This window comes from Mesorhizobium sp. WSM3859 (assembly GCF_002295065.1).
GTDB lineage: Bacteria > Pseudomonadota > Alphaproteobacteria > Rhizobiales > Rhizobiaceae > Mesorhizobium.
The window spans coordinates 229280-248540 of record NZ_NSGG01000008.1; the positions used below are offsets into that span (position 1 = coordinate 229280).

A 19261-nucleotide genomic window follows, 5' to 3' on the forward strand; every position below is an offset into this window, starting at 1 on the left:
CGTAATCGCGGCCTTGGGATGTAAGGAAGACGCGTGACCGACGAGGTGACCAACCAGCCGCCGCCGCTGACGGGCGGCAACGCATGGCGGGGCGATCCGTTGCTCATCCAGCTTGCCGAGCGTTTTTCCGATCCCGTGCGCAAGGATCTCGACGGGCTTGGCCGGTTCGTGATGACGCAGGAGGCGCAGGAGCTTGCCCGCCTCGCCAACGCCGATACGCCGAAATTGCGCACGCATGACCGCCAGGGCCGGCGCCTCGACCTCGTCGAATACCATCCGGCCTATCACGCCTTGATGCGCCGCTCGGTCGCCGGCGGCCTGCATTCTTCCGTCTGGGAGAACGGCGATGCCGAGATCGGCCGCCGCCATCAGGTGAGGGCGGCGCGCTTCTATCTGACCGCCGAGCTCGAGAGCGGGCATCTGTGCCCCATCACCATGACCAGCGCCTCGCTGGCGGCGCTGATGGCGAGCCCAAAACTTTTCCGCGAATGGGCGCCGCGCGTGACGACGCGCAAATACGATCAGACGCAGAAGCCGCCGGTGCAGAAGACCGGCCTGACGCTCGGCATGGGCATGACCGAGAAGCAGGGCGGCACGGATGTGCGCGCCAACACCACCAGGGCGGAGCGCACCGGTAGCGGTTTTTATCGGCTCACCGGCCACAAATGGTTCATGTCGGCGCCGATGTCGGACGCTTTCCTGGTGCTCGGTCAGGCACCGGAGGGGCTGTCCTGCTTCCTCGTGCCGCGCATCCTGGGCGACGGTTCCGGCAACGGCTTCCGCTTCCAGCGGCTGAAGGACAAGCTCGGCAACCGCTCGAACGCCTCGTCTGAGGTGGAGTTCGTCAACGCGATCGGCGAGATGGTCGGCGATCCGGGCGCGGGCGTGAAGACCATCATGGATATGGTGACGTTGACCAGGCTCGACTGCGCGGTCGCTTCCTCGGCGCTGATGCGGGCCGGGCTCGCCGAGGCCGTGCACCACACGCGCCATCGCCAGGTGTTCGGCTCGAACCTGATAGACCAGCCGCTGATGCAGCGGGTTCTGGCCGACATGGCGCTCGACGTCGCCGCGGCCACGGCGCTGTCGTTCCGGCTGGCGCGCTCCTTCGACGAGGCGGCGAGCGATCGCGGCGAGGCGGCCTTTGCCCGCGCCATGACGCCTGTGGTCAAATACTGGGTCTGCAAGATCGCGCCGGCGCTGCTCTACGAGGCGATGGAGTGCCTCGGCGGCAATGGCTATGTCGAGGAAGCGCCGCTTGCCCGCTACTATCGAGAAGCGCCGGTCAACGCGATCTGGGAGGGCTCGGGCAATGTCATGGCGCTCGACGTGCTGCGCGTGCTTGGCCGCGCGCCCGGCCTGTTCGAGGAGGTGCTGGCCGGCATCGACCGCGATCTCGGCACCGGCGGACGCGGCACGATCGGCGTGCTGAAGGCGGCCATGCAGGTCGCCGCGACCGACCAGGGCTCGGCGCGCCTTTTGACGGAACAACTCGCGCTTTCGGCCGCCGCGGCGGAGCTGCGCAGGCTGGGAGCAGGGCGGATCGCCGACGCCTTCGTCGAAACCCGGCTCGGCGGCCAGTGGCGCACCACCTACGGCATGCTCGATTCGCGCCACGATGCGCGAATGATCATCGACACGCTCTATCCGCCGGTGACCTGATCCCGGCTCTAAATCAAAGGAGCACGATCCGAAAACTGCTTCGCACGTTCGGCACCATGCTCCAAAGCCAATTGCCGGCCTGTGGATAGCCGTTAACCTTAACGAATGGTTTCCATTGCGGCGGACCTTCGCAAAGCCCAATCTCCGCTTGCTGGAGTAGGGAAGAGTTAACCATAGCCGGGCTCCGCGAAGCAGGATGCGTATGCGGCACGTGTTGAGCTCAGTTCTGGCCTTGCATTGGGCGGTGGTTTTCGCCCTGCTTGCCTATGTCTGCATGGACGGCAGCCGGGGCATAGGAGCGGCCCTTGGCGTGCTTGGCCTCTCGATCCAGGGCGGCCGGTTTCCGCAGCTTGAAAATGTCGCCGTGGTCGCGCCGCTTTCGGTCGCGCTCCTGACCGTCGCGGTGTTGTTCTGCTGGGCCTTCGTCGAAACGCTGCTCAACGGCGCGGCAAGGCCGGACGCGGGTGAGAGCGTGGCGCGGGTCGCCTTCATCTTCGCATCGTCGCTGCTTTCGCTGATTCTCATCGGCGGCGTGGCGCAAGGCATCGACGGCCTGTTCGTGATCGTCGGCATCCAGATGACGGCCCTGCTTGCCTCCTATGTCGCGGTGACGGCCGAACGCCGCTCCGCCTTTGCCGCCGCAATGAATTTGCCCCAGGGCGACGTTCGTGTCGCCTCGCGCATGGCGATGGGGGCTGCGCACAGCTCCTTGCTTTCGCGCATATCAGGCCGTTCGGAAAACAAGCCTGGAGGCAGCCGCTGATGCGCACGCTGTTCACACTTTGGGCTGCTCCGATGGCCATCTTCTGGGGATGGTTCTTCCTGTCGGCCAACGACATGAATTTCGGCTATGTGATGCTGAGCCGACAGGTGCACGATTTCGCCTTCCAGCTTTATGGCCAGATGCTCGGCGTCGACCCGGCCATCATCCCGGGCATGGTGGCGCGGACCTGCGTTTTCGACTTTTTCCTGCTGATGGGGCTATGGGCCTTCCGCCGCCGGCGCATCATCGCCGAATGGATCAGGCAGCGCCGGCGAGGCAATATCAGCGAAGACCGTTTTGCCGGAGCGACTGAAGCCGGTCCAACGCTCCCTGCAGAATAAAGGCGGCGGCCGCCGAATCGATCTTGCCGGCGCGCTTCTTGCGCGAGAAATCCATCTCGATCAGCGTCCGCTCTGCCGCGACCGTCGACAGCCGCTCGTCCCACAGCACGAAGGGCAGGTCGGAAAGCGGAGCCATGTTGCGGACGAAGGCGCGCGATTTTTGCGCACGAGGGCCTTCAGAGCCGTCCATGTTGACGGGAAGGCCGAGCACGACGGCGCCGACATTGTCCTTCTCGAGCTGAGCGAGCAGCTGAGCGGCATCGAGCGAAAATTTCTTGCGCAGGATGACCGGGCGCGGATGGGCGAAGGACAGCCCGCGATCGGAGACCGCGACGCCGATCGTCTTGTCGCCGAGATCGAGCCCGGCGAGCGTCTTGCCGTTGGCAAGCCGCCCCGGCAGTTCCTCGATTGAAATAATGCCCAATGGCTTTTCCTGACATCCGGGCGTCACACATCCTTTCGACGTTTAGGAGCAGGGCGCCACTTTCAATTTGCCGCCAGCGTTCTATCTTCCGGCAACGGAAAAATCGAGGAAGCATTCATGAAACTGACCTGGTACGGGCATTCGGCATTCCGCGTCGAGACCAAGGACGCCACCATCCTCATCGATCCTTATCTGATCGGCAATCCGTCTTGGACGGGCGGCTGGGAGGGGCCGGCGGAAGGCGTTACGCATGTGCTCCTGACCCATGGCCATAGCGATCATGTCAGCGGCGCGGTCGAGGTGCTGAAGAAAAGCGGCGCCATGCTGGTCGCCAATTTCGAGATCTGCATGTATCTCGTCGGCCAGGGCGTCAGCGGCGACAAGATCAATCCAGGCAATATCGGCGGCACCGTCGATTGCGGTCCTTTCACCACGACCTTTGTCCAGGCGCTGCATTCGTCTTCTTTCGGCGGCCAAGGCGGCTCCAACACCTATCTCGGCAATCCGGGCGGGCTCGTCCTGCATTTTCCCGAAGACAAGACGCTCTACCATATGGGCGATACCGACATCTTCTCCGACATGGGGCTGATCAACGAACTGCATGAGCCCAAGATCGGCATCGTGCCGATCGGCGACCGCTTCACCATGGGCGGCGCGGTGGCGGCCCTTGCCTGCCGCCGCTTCTTCGGCTTCGACACCGTCATTCCCTGTCATTTCGGCACTTTCCCGATGATCGACCAGACCGCCGACAAGTTCGTCGCCGGCATGGAAGGCTCGGGCGTCAGGGTGGCGCTGCCCGAGATCGGCAAGGCGATCACGATCTAAGGCGCTTCGCTCTTCTGCGATGGGGTCGCACTGTCTTGGACGCCCCCTAGGCATCTCCGGGCCGATCGGGTCGACATGATCCATGTTGCGCGCTGAGCGCCGCGCCGCTATAGCCCGCACTGGTTTTCCCGAGGCGAAAAGAACATGTCCGTTGATCTTCAGACCGTGAAGCGCGTCGCGCGCCTTGCCCGTATCGCGGTGAGCGAGGAGGACGCCGAGCGCATGACCGGAGAATTGAACGCCATCCTCGGTTTCGTCGAGCAATTGAACGAGGTCGATGTCTCGGGCGTTGAGCCGATGACCTCGGTCACGCCGATGGAGATGAAGAAGCGCCAGGATGTCGTCACCGACGGCAACAAGCCCGCCGACATCGTTGCCAACGCGCCGGCGACGGAAGAGAACTTCTTCCTCGTTCCGAAGGTGGTGGAGTAGGCCGTGGCCGTCGAGATCGCCGTCGAGACGCCTTTGCAGGACGACGTGCGCGCGCTGGTCGCAGAACTCAATGCCGCGCTGCTCGAACTGACGCCGCCCGAGCATTGCTATCATCTGACCGTCGAGCAGATGGCGGGCTCGGATACGACGGTGTTCATCGCGCGCGACAACGGCCTTGCCGTCGGCTGCGGCGCGCTGAAGCGCCACGACGAGGCGATCGGCGAGGTCAAGCGCATGTACACGCGGCCGTCGCATCGCGGCCAAAAGATCGGTGCCGAAATCGTCGGATGCGTCGAGGCGCTTGCCCGCCAGGAAGGATTGACGCGGCTGGTGCTGGAAACCGGCGATCGCCACCCCGCCGCCTGGACCGTCTATGAGCGCGCCGGATTCACGCGTTGCGGACCGGTGCTGGATTATCCCGACTCCGAATGGTCGGTGTTTTACGAAAAGAGCCTTGCCTGATGAGCGATCTCACACATCTGACCATTTCCGAGGCCCGCGCCAAGCTGCGCGGCAAGGAGATCACCGCGGCCGAAATTACCGAGGCCTATCTCGCGGCGATCGATCGCGCCAATCCGGTGCTGAACGCTTATGTGACTGTCACCGCTGACAAGGCGCGCGAAATGGCAAAGAGCTCGGATGCCAAGCTCGCCAAGGGCGAGGGCGGCGCGCTGGAGGGCATTCCGCTCGGCATCAAGGACCTGTTCGCTACCGAAGGCATCCATACCCAGGCCTGCAGCCACGTGCTCGACGGCTTCAAGCCGCGCTACGAGTCCACCGTAACGTCGAATCTGTGGGCCGACGGCGCCGTCATGCTCGGCAAGCTCAACATGGACGAGTTCGCCATGGGCTCGTCCAACGAAACCTCCTATTACGGTCCGGTGATCAATCCGTGGCGCCGCTCGCGTGTCGACACGGTAGTGATGCCGACGACGCATCAGGGCGATGGCGGCTTCGTCTCCGCCGGCGGCACCAGGACCCAGCGCACGCTGGACAACGCCCAGCTGGTTCCGGGCGGCTCATCCGGCGGCTCGGCGTCGTCCGTGGCCGCGTTCCTGTGCGCCGGCGCCACCGCAACCGATACCGGCGGCTCGATCCGGCAGCCCGCCGCCCTGACCGGCACGGTCGGCATCAAGCCGACCTATGGACGCTGCTCGCGCTGGGGCATCGTCGCTTTCGCTTCCTCGCTCGACCAGGCCGGCCCGATCGCGCGCGACGTGCGCGACGCCGCGATCCTGTTGAAGTCGATGGCTTCGGTCGACCCGAAGGACACGACCTCGGTCGACCGCCCGGTACCCGATTATGAAGCTGCGATCGGCAGGCCGATCAAGGGCATGAAGGTCGGCATTCCGAAGGAATACCGCGTCGACGGCATGCCGGAAGACATCGAGGCGCTCTGGCAGAAAGGCATTGCCTGGCTGAAGGACGCCGGCGCCGAGATCGTCGACATCTCGCTGCCGCACACCAAATATGCCTTGCCGGCTTATTACATCGTGGCGCCCGCCGAGGCGTCTTCGAATCTCGCCCGCTATGACGGCGTGCGCTATGGCCTGCGCGTGCCCGGCAAGGACATCATCGACATGTATGAGAAGACGCGCGCCGCCGGCTTCGGCCGCGAGGTCAAGCGCCGCATCATGATCGGCACCTATGTGCTGTCGGCCGGCTATTACGACGCCTACTATCTGCAGGCGCAGAAGGTGCGAACGCTGATCAAGCGCGACTTCGAGAATGTCTTTGCCGCCGGCGTCGACGTCATCCTGACTCCCGCGACTCCGTCGGCCGCCTTCGGTATCGCCGACGAGGACATGGCCTCCGATCCGGTCAAGATGTATCTCAACGACATCTTCACGGTGACGGTGAACATGGCCGGCCTTCCCGGCATTTCCGTACCGGCTGGCCTCGACGGGAAGGGCCTGCCGCTTGGCCTGCAGCTGATCGGCCGTCCGTTCGACGAGGAAACGCTGTTCCAGACGGCTAATGTCATCGAGCAGGCGGCGGGTAGGTTCCAGCCGGAAAAATGGTGGTAGATCAATCCCATCAGGCTAGTGCCAACCCAGCGTCGTGAGTGATGTTTTTCTTCCTGTCGAAGCTCTTTTGGTTCGTTGCCAGGCCACTCAACTTGGCGATATTCCTGCTGCTGGCAGGCTTGGTTGCCGGCATGTTCGGCCGTCGGCGATTGGCAACCACCGGCAGTGTTCTCGCCTTTCTCATCCTTGTGCTTTCGACATGGTCGTCGATTGGCGTCATGATGCTCAACCCGCTGGAAGAGCGCTTTCCGAGACCGCCGATGCCGGCAAAGGTGGATGGTATCGTCGTGCTGGGCGGCGCCATGGACGGCGCGGTCAATATTGTGCGCGGCGGCTATGAATTGAACGCCAGCGGCGACCGCATCGTCGAGGCGGCGGTGCTGGCCCGGCGATTCCCGACGGCAAGGGTCGTCGTTACAGGCGGTCCGCTCGAAATGATCGGCGAAGGCGAGGGTGATGCGGACGCCGCGCCGCGCCTGCTTACAGCGCTCGGGGTAAGCGCCGATCGCCTGGTCCTCGAGAACAAATCACGCACCACCTACGAGAATGCCATATTCACCAAGAGGCTGGTGATGCCGAAGCCGGGCGAGACCTGGCTGCTCGTCACGTCGGCTTTCCATATGCCGCGCGCCAAGGCCCTGTTCGACAAGGCCGGCTTTCCTACTGTTCCCTGGCCGGTCGACTACTGGACCACGGGAAAGGAACGCCTGTACCGCACAAGCCCTGGGGACAATCTGGAAATCACCACCAAGGCGCTTCGTGAATGGACCGGGCTCATCGCTTATTGGATCGCCGGCCGCATCGATCAGCTCTTTCCCGGACCGGGTGGCTGACCGAGCACCGCCTGCCGCGCGGCGGAGAAGAACTGGCGGCGCACCAGCACCGCCAGAAGCACCAGCGTCGAGATCACGAAGACGACCGGGTCGACAAACCAGCCGAGATAGCCGATCGAGAAGAAGACGGCGCGCAGGCCGGAATTGAAGTGCTTGCCGGCAAGTACGTTCATGCGCGTCGCCCGCCACACCGCCGTTTCGCTGACCGGATTGCGTGAAGCCGGGCCATGCGGCGTCGGCACCGCGCCGATCAGGATCGAGCAATAGTTGAACAGCCGGTAGGCCCAGCCGAATTTGAAGAAGGCGAAGGCGAGAATGAGCACCAGGCCGAACACCTTGGTTTGGAAGGTTTCGCGCGACGCTGCCGCGCCGAAGGGCAGGTCGGCCAGCACCTGAAGCACGCGATCGGAGGCCCCGAGCAAAGCAAAGCAGCCGCCGAGCGCAATCAGGGAAGAGGAAGCGAAGAAGGCGGTGCCTTGCTGCAGGCCGCCCATGATGGCGGTGTCAACGATGCGAATCTCGCGCTCGGCCATATTGCGCATCCAGGCTTCGCGCTGGGCGTTCATGGCGGTTGTCAGCGAGACGCGGCTGATCAGTTTGCCGTCGGAGGCGAGGGTATGCAGCACCCAGACGACCAGGAAGAAGGTCAAAGCCGCCAGATCTGCCGGTGAAAGGTGGAGTGAGTCGCCCATGCGTTCTTGTAACACAGGCGAAGCCGGTGCTTCGACGAGGCAGGAGGCGTCGGCACTGCGATGTCGCTGGCGGAGCAAACAAGGTCGGCAGCCGCCGCGCCGCGACATGCAAAACAGCGGAAACATCGCGGGAGTTCCTATATGTAAGCCTTGATCGGCCCCCAGGAGACAATGGCCCGTGTTCCTTTCGGTTTTCGACCTGTTCAAGATCGGCATCGGGCCGTCGAGCTCGCACACGATGGGCCCGATGACGGCCGCGCGCCGTTTCCTCGACGAGATCCTGACCGGCGACTGGCCACGGCCGGCGGGCGTCAAAGTCGATCGTATCGGCGCCAGCCTGCATGGATCGCTCGCCTATACCGGTATCGGCCATGGTTCCGACCGCGCCGTGATCCTTGGCCTAGCCGGCCAGACGCCGCAGACGGTCGATCCGGACGAGGCCGACGGTATCGTCGCCAGCATCGGCGCGGAGAAGCGGATTTCGCCGCCTGGGCATCCGACATACCGTTTTGATCCCGCCAAGGACCTCGTGCTCGACCGCAAGACGCCGCTGACCGGCCATGCCAACGGCATGGCCTTTTATGCCTATGATGCCTCCGACCGGCTGCTGCTCAAGCGCATCTATTATTCGATCGGCGGCGGCTTCGTCGTTTCCGAGGAAGAGCTGCAGCGCATGAAGTCCAAGGGCTCAGTGACGACCGAAGGCAGACGAGTGCCGTACCCGTTCAAGAATGCCGTCGAGATGCTGGCGATGGCGGCAAAGAGCGGGCTCTCGATCGCCGAGATGAAGCGCGCCAACGAGGAAAAACATATGTCGCGCGAGGAGCTCGACAAAGGCCTCGACGCGATCTGGGACGCCATGAAAGGCTGCATCGACCGCGGCCTGTCGCAGGACGGCATCATGCCGGGCGGGCTGAAGGTGCGGCGCCGCGCGCGGCAGCTGCACGACAAGCTGCAGGAACAGTGGCAGCAGAACCGGCCCAACCCCTTGCTCGCCAATGACTGGCTGTCGATCTACGCCATGGCGGTCAATGAGGAGAACGCTGCCGGCGGCCGCGTCGTCACAGCGCCGACCAATGGTGCTGCCGGCACGCTGCCGGCGGTGCTGCGCTACTGGCTGCATTTCCATCCCGAGGCGGATCAGCCGAGCATCCGCGACTTCCTGCTGACGGCGGCCGCCGTCGGCGGCATCATCAAATCCAACGCCTCGATCTCAGGGGCCGAAGTCGGTTGCCAGGGCGAGGTGGGGTCAGCCTCTGCGATGGCCGCCGCCGGCCTGTGCGCCGTGATGGGCGGCACACCCGAGCAGGTGGAGAACGCCGCCGAGATCGCGCTCGAGCATCATCTCGGCATGACCTGCGATCCGGTTGGCGGCCTGGTGCAGGTTCCCTGCATCGAGCGCAATGCGCTTGGCGCGGTCAAGGCGGTGACCGCCGCTTCCTTGGCCATCAAGGGCGATGGCACGCATTTCGTGCCGCTCGACGCCGCGATCGAGACCATGCGCCAGACCGGCCTCGACATGAACGAGAAGTACAAGGAAACCAGCCTGGGCGGGCTGGCCGTAAATGTGGTGGAGTGCTGAGGTCTTACCGAGAACCCCAGGCTGGTCCTGTGGAGAAGTCTCTCAAGGCGTTGACGCATCAACCGTCGCGGCTAAATCTTGGGCCATGTCACTCAATCTCCTAAAATTGTGCGTCGGCTGCGACAGCGTCGAGGATCTCGAAGAGTGGATCGCCTTCCGCCTCGACGAGCGGCGCCGCGCCGGCGAGCCGGTCGAACATTGGCACACCACCCGCATGGTGCCGACGCGCGGCAGCGAGATCACGGATGGCGGCTCGCTCTATTGGGTGATCAAGGGCAGCGTGCAGTGCCGGCAGCTGATCACCGAGATCAGGCCCTTCACCGACGCTGAAGGTGTCGGCCGCTGTCATCTGGTGCTCGATCCCGAGGTCGTGCGCACCGACTGGCAGCCGCGGCGCGCCTTCCAGGGCTGGCGTTACCTCAAGCCCGCCGATGCGCCGGCCGATCTCGGCAAGGGCAGAGCGGCACTCGCCGAAATGCCACCGAAGCTGAGGCTGGAACTCGCCGAACTCGGTCTGCTCTAAAGCAGCTTGTGTATCGCCGTCCCGGCGCTGGCCCTTCGGCTCGCCCAGCGTGGGGCTTGCAAGCGCCGGACGTAGGTCCCATCCTATTTCCATGCTCAGTCATTCGTATGGCAGCGCAAACCGATGGGTGTGATCCTCGCATTGGCGGCAATCCTTGTGGTGCTTTTCGGCGCCGCGTTGCTCTTTGTGCGCGCGGATCCGACAAGGATGGCTGATAGTCTCAGGTCGCTTGGACCGGCCTTGCTGGGGCTGGTGGGCGCGCCCATGCTGATCTTCGGCCGCAGCCTCATTGGCGGACTGCTTTTGCTGGCGGCGCTCGCCTGGGTCGGCTGGATCCGGACGAGGCGACCTCCGGCGCGGGCCGCCGCTTCCAAGCATTCGACGGTGCGCACCGCCGCGCTCGAAATGGACCTCGACCATGACAGCGGCAGGCTCGAGGGGCTTGTTCTGGCCGGGCGCTATGAAGGCAAGATGCTTGGCGCGATGGGGCTGACGGATCTGCGCCAGCTTTATGGCGAGCTGAGCCCCGATCCGGAGAGCCGCCAGCTCTTAGAGACGTATCTTGACGGCCGTTTTCCCGTCTGGCGCAAGGACGCGCAGCCGCACGGTGGCGAAGGGCTGAGTGTTGCGCCAGGTGCGGGCGCCATGACTAAGGAGGAGGCCTACAAGGTCCTTGGTCTTGAAGCGGGGGCTGCCGCGGCGGATATCCGCAAGGCGCACCGCCGCCTGATGCAGCGCCTGAACGCTGATGTCGGCGGCACGTCTGTCCTGGCGGCGCGAATCAATGAAGCCAAGGACGTCCTGCTCTCCAATCACGATTAGTCTCCTTCGACGCCGGTACCTTCCGGGAGATTTCAACAGCCGCCTATTGCTCGACGGCGTAGCACGAGATTTTCTTGCGTTTCAGCGCATCGCAGGCCTTCCAGGCGGCATTTTTCGAGCCAAAGCCGCCGAAGCGGGCGCGGTAGTAGGTGGTGCCGTCCTTGTCGAAGGCGACGGTGAAGCCGGAAGCATCGGCCAGTACCTTCGGCGCCTGCTTGGCGGTCTGGTCGAGAAGGCTCTGAGCTCCGGATTTGGTGGGCGAGGAGGCAACCTGAACCACCCAGCCGGACGGAACCGACGACGTCTTGACAGGATCAACCGCCGGCGCGGCGGGTGCCGGTTCGGCATAGGCCGTTACCGCCTGCGATGTGGTCTCCTGCGGCTGAGGAGCCGGCGCCATGGCGGCCACGGCAACCGTCTTCACCTTCTTGACCTGGATCACGGGCTTCGTCTCTTCGGCGACCTGCTGGGTGTCGTCCTCAACGTCGTCAGCCGAGGCAACGACAGTGTCGTCCGTCGCCGGCTTTTCGTCCGGTGTTGGTGCTTCATGCTTGGGCAAAAAGACCTTGGCCAGCGTCTTGATCGGGTTGTCGTTGCCCTTGGCAATGAGATCACCGCCGCCGCGCGTCGAGGCGCGCGGCAGATAGGTGTTGATCAGCGCCGCCATCTGGTTGTCGCGGCTGCGGCCGGAAGCGCCGCCCATCACCACAGCGACGAGCCGACGATCGCCATCGGCGACGGAGGACACCAGATTGTAGCCCGAGGCGCGGGTGTAGCCGGTCTTGATACCGTCGACGCCCTTGATGCGCCCGAGCAGGCGGTTGTGGCCGTTGATGCGCTGGCGGCCGTAGAGGAACGAGCGCTGCGAGAAATAGCCGTAATATTGCGGGTAGTGCTCGCGCAGAGCGATGCCGAGCATCGCCATGTCATGCGCGGTGGTGAACTGGCCCGGATCGGGCAGGCCGTTGGCGTTGCGGAAGACGGTGCCGTTCATGCCGAGCTGGCGCGCCTTGGCCGTCATCATGCGGGCGAAATTGTCTTCGCTGCCGCCGAGCATCTCGCCAAGCGCTGTCGCCGAGTCGTTCGCCGATTTCGTCACGATCGAGAGAATGGCGGTCTCGACCGGAACCGAGCCGCCGGGGCGCACGCCAAGCTTGGTCGGCGCCTCGGCGGAGGCATGCGCGGAAAACGGAACCGGCGTGTTCTTGCTGATCCTGCCCTTCGCCAGCGCCTCGAAGGTGAGGTAGAGCGTCATCATCTTGGTGAGTGAAGCCGGATAGCGCCGGCCATTGGCGTCGGCCGAATAGAGCACCTTGCCGGTCTTGGCGTCGACGACGATGGCCGCGGACTTGGCGGCAAGGGCAGACGCGGCATCGGCGGCGACAATCGTTACCGCGAGCGCGGCAACCATGATTGCCTTGAAGGAGAATGCAGATTTGGAGACGAAGCCCGACAACGCCTGACGCACCGTTACTTACCCTGAATTTTCGTTGCCCCGGAGGCGGCAAAGGGAATGCCTGCCTCACTTCCGGCCAAGCTATCGCGCGCAGCGTTACCAATCCGTTTATGGTAACCGCCGCGTTCACCATTTTTCGGCAAATCGAGCTTCTCTTTAATCGAATTTTACCGGCCCGGTGCCGCTGGAGCCCCCGCTTACCCAAGGGATTCTTGACTTTTGTGCATCGCACAATATATTGAGGTGCATTGCACAAGGGCGCCCGGGGCCAAAAGGGCGTTTCAACCAAGGGAAGAATGAAATGACCCAGACCTATGAGGACTTCTCGAAATATGGCAAGGAGTTTGCCGACACCGGGCTGAAGAGCTTTGCTTCGCTCACCAAGGGCGCGCAGGCGATCGCCACCGAAGCCGGCGAATACACCAAGAAAAGCTTCGAGGCCGGCAGCGCCGCCGTCGAGAAGCTGTTCGCGGCCAAGTCGATCGAGAAGGCCATCGAGATCCAGACCGATTACGCCAAGCAGAGCTATGAGAGCTTCGTGGCCGAAGCCAGCAAGATCGGCAATCTCTATGCCGAGCTCGCCAAGGAAGCTTACAAGCCCTTCGAATCGGTGGTCGCCAAGGCGAAGTAATTTCGACCCATCACAGCCGATACGGCCAACGGGCCTGTGGAAAGGACCCGGTCGCGGAAACGCGGCCGGGTTTTTTCATGCGCGACGCAACCCGATGCACATTGCCGCATTCACGATTGAGAAATTCGCTGAGGTTTGCCCACCTAGCCATATTGTCAGCTAAACAGAAGGGCTTAAAATCGTCCATCGAGAACCTACATGTTGAACTCGCATGAGGATTCGAAAAGGCTGGACTACGTGACGATCGGTTTGACTGCCACGGCGGGCGTGGTGCGAATGCAAAGTGACGGGGACCGCAACGATCCCGGTCGCGGTACCGCTGTCATCACGCGCACCAAGACCAAAACCAAAAAGCCCAGTCTCTACCGGGTTCTCATTCTGAACGACGACTACACGCCCATGGAGTTCGTCGTTCACGTCCTGGAGCGTTTTTTCCAAAAGGACCGCGAGGCCGCCACACGCATCATGCTTCATGTTCACAATCATGGAGTGGGCGAGTGCGGTATCTACACATTCGAGGTGGCCGAGACCAAAGTGTCCCAGGTCATGGATTTCGCCCGACAGAATCAGCATCCGCTGCAATGCGTGATGGAGAAGAAGTGAGGTAACATGCCGGCTTTCTCCCAAGGCCTGGAAAAGGCGCTACATCAGGCGCTGACATTCGCCAACGAGCGGCATCACGAGTATGCGACGCTCGAACATCTGCTGCTCGCCCTCATCGACGACACCGAGGCGGCCGCGGTCATGCGCGCCTGCAACGTCGATCTCGACGAGCTCAAGCACACCGTTCTCACCTATATCGACACCGAGCTGGATAACCTCGTCACCGGTTACGACGAGGATTCCAAGCCGACGGCAGGCTTCCAGCGCGTCATCCAGCGCGCCGTGATCCATGTGCAGTCGTCCGGCCGCGAGGAAGTGTCCGGCGCCAACGTGCTTGTCGCCATCTTCGCTGAGCGCGAGAGCCATGCCGCCTACTTCCTGCAGGAACAGCAGATGACCCGCTACGACGCGGTCAACTACATCTCGCATGGCATCGCCAAGCGCCCCGGCGCTTCGGAATCGCGCACGCCGCGCGGCGCCGAGGACGAGCAGGGCGGCCAGAACGGCGCCGAGCCGCAGGAGGAAAACGGCAAGAAGAAGCAGCAGGACGCGCTGACGGCCTACTGCGTCAACCTCAACAACAAGGCACGCGCCGGCAAGATCGACCCGCTGATCGGCCGCGACAGCGAGATCAACCGCACCATCCAGGTGCTGTGCCGCCGCTCCAAAAACAACCCGCTCTATGTCGGCGACCCCGGCGTCGGCAAGACGGCGATCGCCGAGGGCCTGGCCAAGCGCATCGTCGAAGGCGATGTCCCGGAAGTGCTGCAGGACGCGACCATCTTCGCGCTCGACATGGGCACGTTGTTGGCCGGCACGCGCTATCGCGGCGACTTCGAGGAGCGGCTGAAGCAGGTCGTGAAGGAGCTCGAGGACTATCCGGGCGCGGTGCTGTTCATCGATGAGATCCACACCGTGATCGGGGCCGGCGCCACCTCAGGCGGCGCCATGGATGCATCGAACCTCCTGAAGCCGGCGCTGTCCTCCGGCGCAATCCGCTGCATCGGCTCGACCACCTATAAGGAGTTCCGGCAGTTCTTCGAAAAGGACCGCGCGCTCGTGCGGCGCTTCCAAAAGATCGACGTCAACGAGCCGACCATCGAGGACGCCATCGAGATCATGAAGGGCCTGAAGCCCTATTTCGAGGAGTTCCACAAGGTCCGCTACACCAGCGAGGCGATCAAGGCCTCGGTGGAACTGTCGGCGCGCTACATCAACGACCGCAAGCTGCCGGACAAGGCAATCGACGTGATCGACGAGACCGGCGCCTCGCAGATGCTGGTGCCGGAGGCCAAGCGCAAGAAAACGATCGGCATCAAGGAGATCGAGGCAACGATCGCTACCATGGCGCGCATCCCGCCGAAGACGGTTTCGGCCGACGACGAGAAGGTGTTGCAGGGGCTCGATGTCGAGCTGAAGCGCGTCGTCTACGGCCAGGATACCGCCATCACCGCGCTGACCTCGGCGATCAAGCTGGCGCGTGCCGGCCTGCGCGAACCGGAAAAGCCGATCGGCTCCTACCTGTTCTCGGGCCCGACCGGCGTCGGCAAGACGGAAGTGGCCAAGCAGCTTGCCGCCTCGCTCGGCGTCGAGCTGATCCGCTTCGACATGTCGGAGTATATGGAACGCCACACCGTCTCGCGGCTGATCGGCGCGCCTCCCGGCTATGTCGGCTTCGACCAGGGTGGCCTGCTCACCGACGGCGTCGACCAGCATCCGCATTGCGTGCTGCTGCTCGATGAGGTCGAGAAGGCGCATCCGGACCTGTTCAACATCCTGTTGCAGGTGATGGACCACGGCAAGCTGACCGACCATAACGGCAAGCAGATCGACTTCCGCAATGTGATCCTGATCATGACCACCAATGCGGGCGCGTCGGATGCGCAGCGCGCGGCGATCGGCTTCGGCTCGACCAAGCGTGAAGGCGACGACGTCGAGGCGATCAACCGGCTGTTCACGCCGGAGTTCCGCAATCGTCTCGATGCGATCATTCCGTTCGGTTCGCTGCCGGTGCCGGTCATCCATCAGGTGGTGCAGAAGTTCGTCATGCAGCTCGAGGCCCAGCTCTCCGAGCGTGGCGTCACCTTCGACCTGTCGCCGGACGCGATCGCGTGGTTGGCCGACAAGGGCTATGACGAGCGCATGGGCGCCCGTCCGCTCGGCCGCGTCATCCAGGAGCACATCAAGAAGCCGCTGGCGGACGAGGTGCTGTTCGGCAAGCTCAAGAAGGGCGGCACGGTGCGTGTCACCGTCGAGAAGAAGGAAACGGGCGAGTCCGGCCTGAAGCTCGAATCGCTCGCCGACGAGTCGCCCGTGCAGCCGAAGAAGGAAGAACCGGAAGACACGCCGAAGCCGAAGAAGGCAGTGGCCAAAAAGCCTGCGCCCAAGAAGGCGGTGGGGCAGAAGCCGGAGCCGAAGGGCAAGGACGGCAACAAGCGGAGCCTTGTGCCGCAACTGCCGCGCAAGGGCTGATCGGCTCTTATCCCGAATTGCAGAAAAGCCCCGGCGACGGGGCTTTTTTGTTGCGAGGAAAAACGTGGAAATGCCGCACGGATCTTGCCGGCGCTTTCGGGCAGGATTTGTGGCTGCCCGCGTAGCCGATGTCCTCCAACCGCCAATAGATTTTCCTGGATCAATGGAAGACGATGCGCCGCTTTCGGTGCGGTCGCATCCTATGGCCGCGCATGCTATGGCCGGCACATGTCGACTTGGACCTCGGACGCCACAACGCCTCGTTCCACCTGGTTCCTGCGTGGTGTCCGCGCGGCCTTTTCCCTGCCTGGCCTGATCCTCATCAGCTCGTTCATTGGCTTTGCCGCCTTGGCGAAAGACGCCGGGGTCACGGTCGTACAGGCCGCTTTCATGACCGGAACGGTGTGGGCGCTGCCATCGATGGTCGTGCTGGTGGGCGCAATCGCATCGGGAGCGGCGCTGCCGGCGGCGATGTTCGCCGTTACGTTGTCCGCCATACGTTTGATGCCGATGGTGATGGCGCTAGCACCCGAGATGCGCGCCGGGAAAACCCGGCAATGCGTGCTCTATCTCCTGGCGCATTTCGTGGCCGTGACCTCCTGGGTGCTGGCCATGGAGCGCCTCAAGCGCGTCCCGCCTCACATGCGTACGACTTACTATACCGGCCTCGGCGGCACGCTGGTGACGACGAATGTCATCGTCGTGACCGTCGTCTATGCAGTGGCGGATGCGCTGCCGTCCGCCGTTTCGGCGGCGTTGCTGATGTTGACGCCGATGTATTTCCTGACCTCGTTGTGGGGGTCCGCACGCGAACGGGCAGGGCATGTGGCAATGGTCCTGGGCCTCGTCCTCGGACCGGTCTTCCACATAGTGTTGCCGCAGATCGATTTGCTGGTTGCCGGACTGATCGGCGGCACGGTGGCCTATGGCTTGCACTTACGGCGGCGCAAGGTGCGCGTGGCGTGAGTTACTTTTCTAGCGGCGCCTGGTGGTGGCCATACATGTTCATTCTCGTCGCCGGTTTCGCCGCGACGGATATCTGGCGCTTCCTCGGTGTCTATCTTGGCGGCAAGCTTTCCGAAGATTCAGACCTGTTGGTACTGGTTCGCACCATGGCGACGGCGCTTGTTGCCGCCGTCATCGGCAACCTGATTGTCTTTCCAGGCGGCGCGCTTGCGCACACTTCGCTTGGCTTGAGGATTGGGGCGGTGGCCCTGGGTTTCGTCGCCTATCTGGTGTCGGGAAAGCGCATGGTCGTCGGCATCGCCACAGCCGAGTTTCTGCTGCTGGCGGGACTTTATCTGGGCTTTTGATTTCGCCCCATCTCAGCCCGCCAGAGCCGCCCGGACCTTGCCGGCATTCTCGGCCAGCACCTCTGGCTTCTCCATCTGCCCGGAATGCGGCTTCAGCGGCACGCCTTCGAAGCGCGGCACGACGTGGACATGTAGATGGTAGACGGTCTGCCCGGAAGCCGGCTCGTTGAACTGCATGATGGTGACGCCATCGGCATCGAAAGCCTTTTTCACCGCCACCGCCACCTTCTGCACGACCGCAAACAGCGGGGCGAACGTTGTCGGATCGGCGTCGAGGATGTTGCGCGACGGCGCCTTCGGCACGACCAGCGTGTGGCCCGTGCCTTGCGGCATCACATCCATGAAGGCGACGACCGCGTCGTCCTCATAGACGCGGTGCGAGGGGATCTCGCCGCGCAGGATTTTCGCGAAGATGTTGCCGGGATCATAGGCTTCGGCCATGGGTGACACTCCCAATTGCATTCGCCGTCCGGTGTAGCGAAGCCGCGGATAGGCGGCAAGGCGTTCAGGCGAGATCGACGATGCCCACGACGTACTCCCTGCTATTGCATGAGCGCCGGCATTTGCGGGAAGCCACTGACCGCGAGACCTTATTCCCCGAGGTCCTTGCGGAAGGGCGTGTGCTCTTCGAGATATTCGCCCATGCGCTCGACCTCGCGCCGCTCGCGCCTGAGATAGTCGGCGACGGCGTTGCGCAAGTCGGGATGCGAAATGTAGTGCGCCGAATGCATGGTCACCGGCCGGTAGCCGCGCGCCAGCTTATGCTCGCCCTGTGCGCCTGCCTCCACCACTTTGAGCTTGCGGTCGATGGCGAAGTCGATGGCCTGGTGATAGCAGACCTCGAAATGCAGGAAGGGGTGATCCTCGATGCAGCCCCAGTTGCGGCCGTAGAGCGCGTCGGAACCGATGAAGTTGATGGCGCCGGCGATATAGCGGCCGTTGCGCTTTGCCATCACCAGAAGGATGTCGTCGGCCATGCGCTCGCCGATCAGCGAGAAGAACTGCCGATTGAGATAGGGCCGGCCCCATTTGCGGCCGCCAGTGTCCATGTAGAAGGCGAAGAAATCGTCCCAGGCGCTTTCGGTGATGTCCTTGCCGGTCAGCCAGTCGATCGAGATGCCGTCGGCCAGCGCCTCGCGGCGCTCCTTCTTCATCGCCTTGCGCTTGCGCGAAGCAAGCGTGGCGAGGAAGTCGTCATAGGCCGAAAAGCCTTCGTTGAAGAAATGGAACTGCTGGTCGGTGCGATGCAGGAAGCCCGCCGCTTCCAGTGTCGCGACGTCGGGCTCGCTGGCGAAGGTGACATGCGCGGAAGAGACGCCGAGCTTGTCGGTCACGAGCTTCAGGCCTTCGGCGAGGCCGGCCTTCACTGCGCCCGCCTCCTCGCCTTTGCTGACCAATAGGCGAGGGCCGGTGACCGGCGTGAACGGCACAGAGCATTGCAGCTTGGGATAGTAGCGGCCGCCTGCGCGTTCGAAGGCGTCGGACCAGCCATGGTCGAAGACATATTCACCCTGGCTGTGCGATTTGAGATAACAAGGGACAGCGCCGAGAAGCCTGCCCTGCGCCGTTTCCAGCCGCAGGTGATGGCCCTGCCAGCCAGTGCGCCGGACAGCACAGCCGGAATCTTCCAAGGCGCTCAGAAAGGCGAATGAAACCAGCGGGTTGTAACCGTTTTCTTTATCGCCACGTGTGGTTCCGGCAAAGCCGTCCCATTCCTCGCAGCTGAAGGCGCCGATGCCTGCCGCAACGCGGATCGCATAGTCCGCGTTCGCTGCCCGTCCATCGTCGTCGTCGCCTTGATCCATGCGGCTTATTTAAGCGTCCTCAGGGCTGCTACAAGTCACGTTTCAGGCACCGCCT

21 protein-coding genes are annotated in these 19261 nt (G+C 63.5%); 16 read left to right on the forward strand and 5 right to left on the reverse strand.

Going from position 1 to position 19261, the window contains the following annotated elements; translation table 11 throughout:
• Window positions 1-33 precede the first annotated feature (33 nt).
• The 3 genes from CK230_RS19060 to CK230_RS19070 all read left to right on the forward strand — a co-directional run bounded on the left by CK230_RS19060 (window position 34) and on the right by CK230_RS19070 (window position 2766).
• Window positions 34-1662: a DNA alkylation response protein gene (locus tag CK230_RS19060; RefSeq protein WP_095818665.1), complete on the forward strand. Its 1629-nt coding sequence runs from the start codon at window positions 34-36 to the stop codon at window positions 1660-1662.
• Between the two features lie 202 nt (window positions 1663-1864).
• On the forward strand, window positions 1865-2425 hold the full coding sequence (locus CK230_RS19065) for a hypothetical protein (protein ID WP_095818666.1): 561 nt from the start codon (window positions 1865-1867) through the stop codon (window positions 2423-2425).
• Window positions 2425-2766 carry a DUF6105 family protein gene (locus tag CK230_RS19070; RefSeq protein ID WP_095818667.1) on the forward strand — a complete coding sequence of 114 codons (342 nt, stop codon included), beginning with the start codon at window positions 2425-2427 and terminating at the stop codon, window positions 2764-2766. Before CK230_RS19065 ends, CK230_RS19070 begins: the two co-directional genes overlap by 1 nt.
• Here CK230_RS19070 and ruvX read toward each other — a convergent pair.
• Window positions 2708-3190 (reverse strand): Holliday junction resolvase RuvX, encoded by a 483-nt coding sequence (gene ruvX, locus CK230_RS19075; RefSeq protein WP_095818668.1) that lies wholly within the window; start codon window positions 3188-3190, stop codon window positions 2708-2710. The genes CK230_RS19070 and ruvX overlap by 59 nt on opposite strands.
• A gap of 117 nt (window positions 3191-3307) precedes the next feature.
• Here ruvX and CK230_RS19080 point away from each other — a divergent pair, with 117 nt between their 5' ends.
• The 5 genes from CK230_RS19080 to CK230_RS19100 all read left to right on the forward strand — a co-directional run bounded on the left by CK230_RS19080 (window position 3308) and on the right by CK230_RS19100 (window position 7307).
• On the forward strand, window positions 3308-4015 hold the full coding sequence (locus tag CK230_RS19080; RefSeq protein WP_095818669.1) for a metal-dependent hydrolase: 708 nt from the start codon (window positions 3308-3310) through the stop codon (window positions 4013-4015).
• A gap of 144 nt (window positions 4016-4159) precedes the next feature.
• The gene (gene gatC / locus CK230_RS19085) at window positions 4160-4447 is read left to right on the forward strand and encodes an Asp-tRNA(Asn)/Glu-tRNA(Gln) amidotransferase subunit GatC (RefSeq protein ID WP_040987223.1); all 288 of its coding nucleotides are present in this window, start codon (window positions 4160-4162) and stop codon (window positions 4445-4447) included.
• A gap of 3 nt (window positions 4448-4450) precedes the next feature.
• Window positions 4451-4909: a GNAT family N-acetyltransferase gene (locus CK230_RS19090; protein WP_095818670.1), complete on the forward strand. Its 459-nt coding sequence runs from the start codon at window positions 4451-4453 to the stop codon at window positions 4907-4909.
• Window positions 4909-6474 carry an amidase family protein gene (locus CK230_RS19095; RefSeq protein WP_095818671.1) on the forward strand — a complete coding sequence of 522 codons (1566 nt, stop codon included), beginning with the start codon at window positions 4909-4911 and terminating at the stop codon, window positions 6472-6474. The genes CK230_RS19090 and CK230_RS19095 overlap by 1 nt, the downstream gene beginning before the upstream one ends.
• Before the next feature lie 41 nt (window positions 6475-6515).
• Window positions 6516-7307 (forward strand): YdcF family protein, encoded by a 792-nt coding sequence (locus CK230_RS19100; RefSeq protein WP_095818672.1) that lies wholly within the window; start codon window positions 6516-6518, stop codon window positions 7305-7307.
• Here CK230_RS19100 and CK230_RS19105 read toward each other — a convergent pair.
• Window positions 7280-7999 (reverse strand): DUF599 domain-containing protein, encoded by a 720-nt coding sequence (locus CK230_RS19105; protein ID WP_095818673.1) that lies wholly within the window; start codon window positions 7997-7999, stop codon window positions 7280-7282. The genes CK230_RS19100 and CK230_RS19105 overlap by 28 nt on opposite strands.
• A 178-nt stretch (window positions 8000-8177) precedes the next feature.
• Here CK230_RS19105 and CK230_RS19110 point away from each other — a divergent pair, with 178 nt between their 5' ends.
• The 3 genes from CK230_RS19110 to CK230_RS19120 all read left to right on the forward strand — a co-directional run bounded on the left by CK230_RS19110 (window position 8178) and on the right by CK230_RS19120 (window position 10926).
• On the forward strand, window positions 8178-9581 hold the full coding sequence (locus CK230_RS19110; RefSeq protein WP_095818674.1) for an L-serine ammonia-lyase: 1404 nt from the start codon (window positions 8178-8180) through the stop codon (window positions 9579-9581).
• Between the two features lie 85 nt (window positions 9582-9666).
• On the forward strand, window positions 9667-10104 hold the full coding sequence (locus CK230_RS19115; RefSeq protein WP_095818675.1) for a DUF1489 family protein: 438 nt from the start codon (window positions 9667-9669) through the stop codon (window positions 10102-10104).
• A 123-nt stretch (window positions 10105-10227) separates the two neighbouring features.
• Window positions 10228-10926, forward strand: coding sequence for a molecular chaperone DnaJ (locus CK230_RS19120; RefSeq protein WP_095818676.1), 699 nt, complete (start codon window positions 10228-10230; stop codon window positions 10924-10926).
• Window positions 10927-10969: 43 nt separating this feature from the next.
• On the opposite strand, the gene CK230_RS19125 is transcribed toward CK230_RS19120, so the two are convergent.
• The gene (locus tag CK230_RS19125) at window positions 10970-12394 is read right to left on the reverse strand and encodes a D-alanyl-D-alanine carboxypeptidase (protein WP_095818677.1); all 1425 of its coding nucleotides are present in this window, start codon (window positions 12392-12394) and stop codon (window positions 10970-10972) included.
• A 289-nt stretch (window positions 12395-12683) separates the two neighbouring features.
• Here CK230_RS19125 and CK230_RS19130 point away from each other — a divergent pair, with 289 nt between their 5' ends.
• The 5 genes from CK230_RS19130 (at window position 12684) to CK230_RS19150 (ending at window position 17401) form a co-directional block, all read left to right on the forward strand.
• A complete protein-coding gene (locus CK230_RS19130) occupies window positions 12684-13013 on the forward strand; it encodes a phasin family protein (RefSeq protein WP_095818678.1) in 330 nt (109 codons plus the stop codon).
• 276 nt (window positions 13014-13289) lie between these two features.
• A complete protein-coding gene (gene clpS / locus CK230_RS19135; RefSeq protein WP_036258315.1) occupies window positions 13290-13616 on the forward strand; it encodes an ATP-dependent Clp protease adapter ClpS in 327 nt (108 codons plus the stop codon).
• A 6-nt stretch (window positions 13617-13622) separates the two neighbouring features.
• Entirely contained in the window at window positions 13623-16088 is a 2466-nt protein-coding gene (clpA, locus tag CK230_RS19140) for an ATP-dependent Clp protease ATP-binding subunit ClpA (protein ID WP_095818679.1), read from the forward strand.
• Between the two features lie 228 nt (window positions 16089-16316).
• Window positions 16317-17054: an AzlC family ABC transporter permease gene (locus CK230_RS19145; protein WP_095818680.1), complete on the forward strand. Its 738-nt coding sequence runs from the start codon at window positions 16317-16319 to the stop codon at window positions 17052-17054.
• Entirely contained in the window at window positions 17051-17401 is a 351-nt protein-coding gene (locus tag CK230_RS19150) for an AzlD domain-containing protein (protein ID WP_095818681.1), read from the forward strand. Before CK230_RS19145 ends, CK230_RS19150 begins: the two co-directional genes overlap by 4 nt.
• A 12-nt stretch (window positions 17402-17413) precedes the next feature.
• On the opposite strand, the gene CK230_RS19155 is transcribed toward CK230_RS19150, so the two are convergent.
• Together CK230_RS19155 and CK230_RS19160 are read right to left on the reverse strand one after the other, a co-directional pair.
• Window positions 17414-17842, reverse strand: a complete 429-nt coding sequence (locus CK230_RS19155) for an HIT domain-containing protein (protein ID WP_095818682.1) — start codon at window positions 17840-17842, stop codon at window positions 17414-17416.
• A 149-nt stretch (window positions 17843-17991) separates the two neighbouring features.
• Entirely contained in the window at window positions 17992-19206 is a 1215-nt protein-coding gene (locus CK230_RS19160) for a GNAT family N-acetyltransferase (RefSeq protein ID WP_095818683.1), read from the reverse strand.
• Window positions 19207-19261 lie beyond the last annotated feature (55 nt).

Coding starts and splice junctions, on each gene's coding strand:
- CK230_RS19065 (WP_095818666.1), top strand. CDS start 1,865: ATGCGGCACGTGTTGAGCTCAGTTCTGGCCTTGCATTGGGCGGTGGTT.
- CK230_RS19070 (WP_095818667.1), top strand. CDS start 2,425: ATGCGCACGCTGTTCACACTTTGGGCTGCTCCGATGGCCATCTTCTGG.
- CK230_RS19080 (WP_095818669.1), top strand. CDS start 3,308: ATGAAACTGACCTGGTACGGGCATTCGGCATTCCGCGTCGAGACCAAG.
- gatC (WP_040987223.1), top strand. CDS start 4,160: ATGTCCGTTGATCTTCAGACCGTGAAGCGCGTCGCGCGCCTTGCCCGT.
- CK230_RS19095 (WP_095818671.1), top strand. CDS start 4,909: ATGAGCGATCTCACACATCTGACCATTTCCGAGGCCCGCGCCAAGCTG.
- CK230_RS19100 (WP_095818672.1), top strand. CDS start 6,516: ATGTTTTTCTTCCTGTCGAAGCTCTTTTGGTTCGTTGCCAGGCCACTC.
- CK230_RS19105 (WP_095818673.1), bottom strand. CDS start 7,999: ATGGGCGACTCACTCCACCTTTCACCGGCAGATCTGGCGGCTTTGACC.
- CK230_RS19115 (WP_095818675.1), top strand. CDS start 9,667: ATGTCACTCAATCTCCTAAAATTGTGCGTCGGCTGCGACAGCGTCGAG.
- CK230_RS19120 (WP_095818676.1), top strand. CDS start 10,228: ATGGGTGTGATCCTCGCATTGGCGGCAATCCTTGTGGTGCTTTTCGGC.
- CK230_RS19130 (WP_095818678.1), top strand. CDS start 12,684: ATGACCCAGACCTATGAGGACTTCTCGAAATATGGCAAGGAGTTTGCC.
- clpS (WP_036258315.1), top strand. CDS start 13,290: ATGCAAAGTGACGGGGACCGCAACGATCCCGGTCGCGGTACCGCTGTC.
- clpA (WP_095818679.1), top strand. CDS start 13,623: ATGCCGGCTTTCTCCCAAGGCCTGGAAAAGGCGCTACATCAGGCGCTG.
- CK230_RS19145 (WP_095818680.1), top strand. CDS start 16,317: ATGTCGACTTGGACCTCGGACGCCACAACGCCTCGTTCCACCTGGTTC.
- CK230_RS19155 (WP_095818682.1), bottom strand. CDS start 17,842: ATGGCCGAAGCCTATGATCCCGGCAACATCTTCGCGAAAATCCTGCGC.
- CK230_RS19160 (WP_095818683.1), bottom strand. CDS start 19,206: ATGGATCAAGGCGACGACGACGATGGACGGGCAGCGAACGCGGACTAT.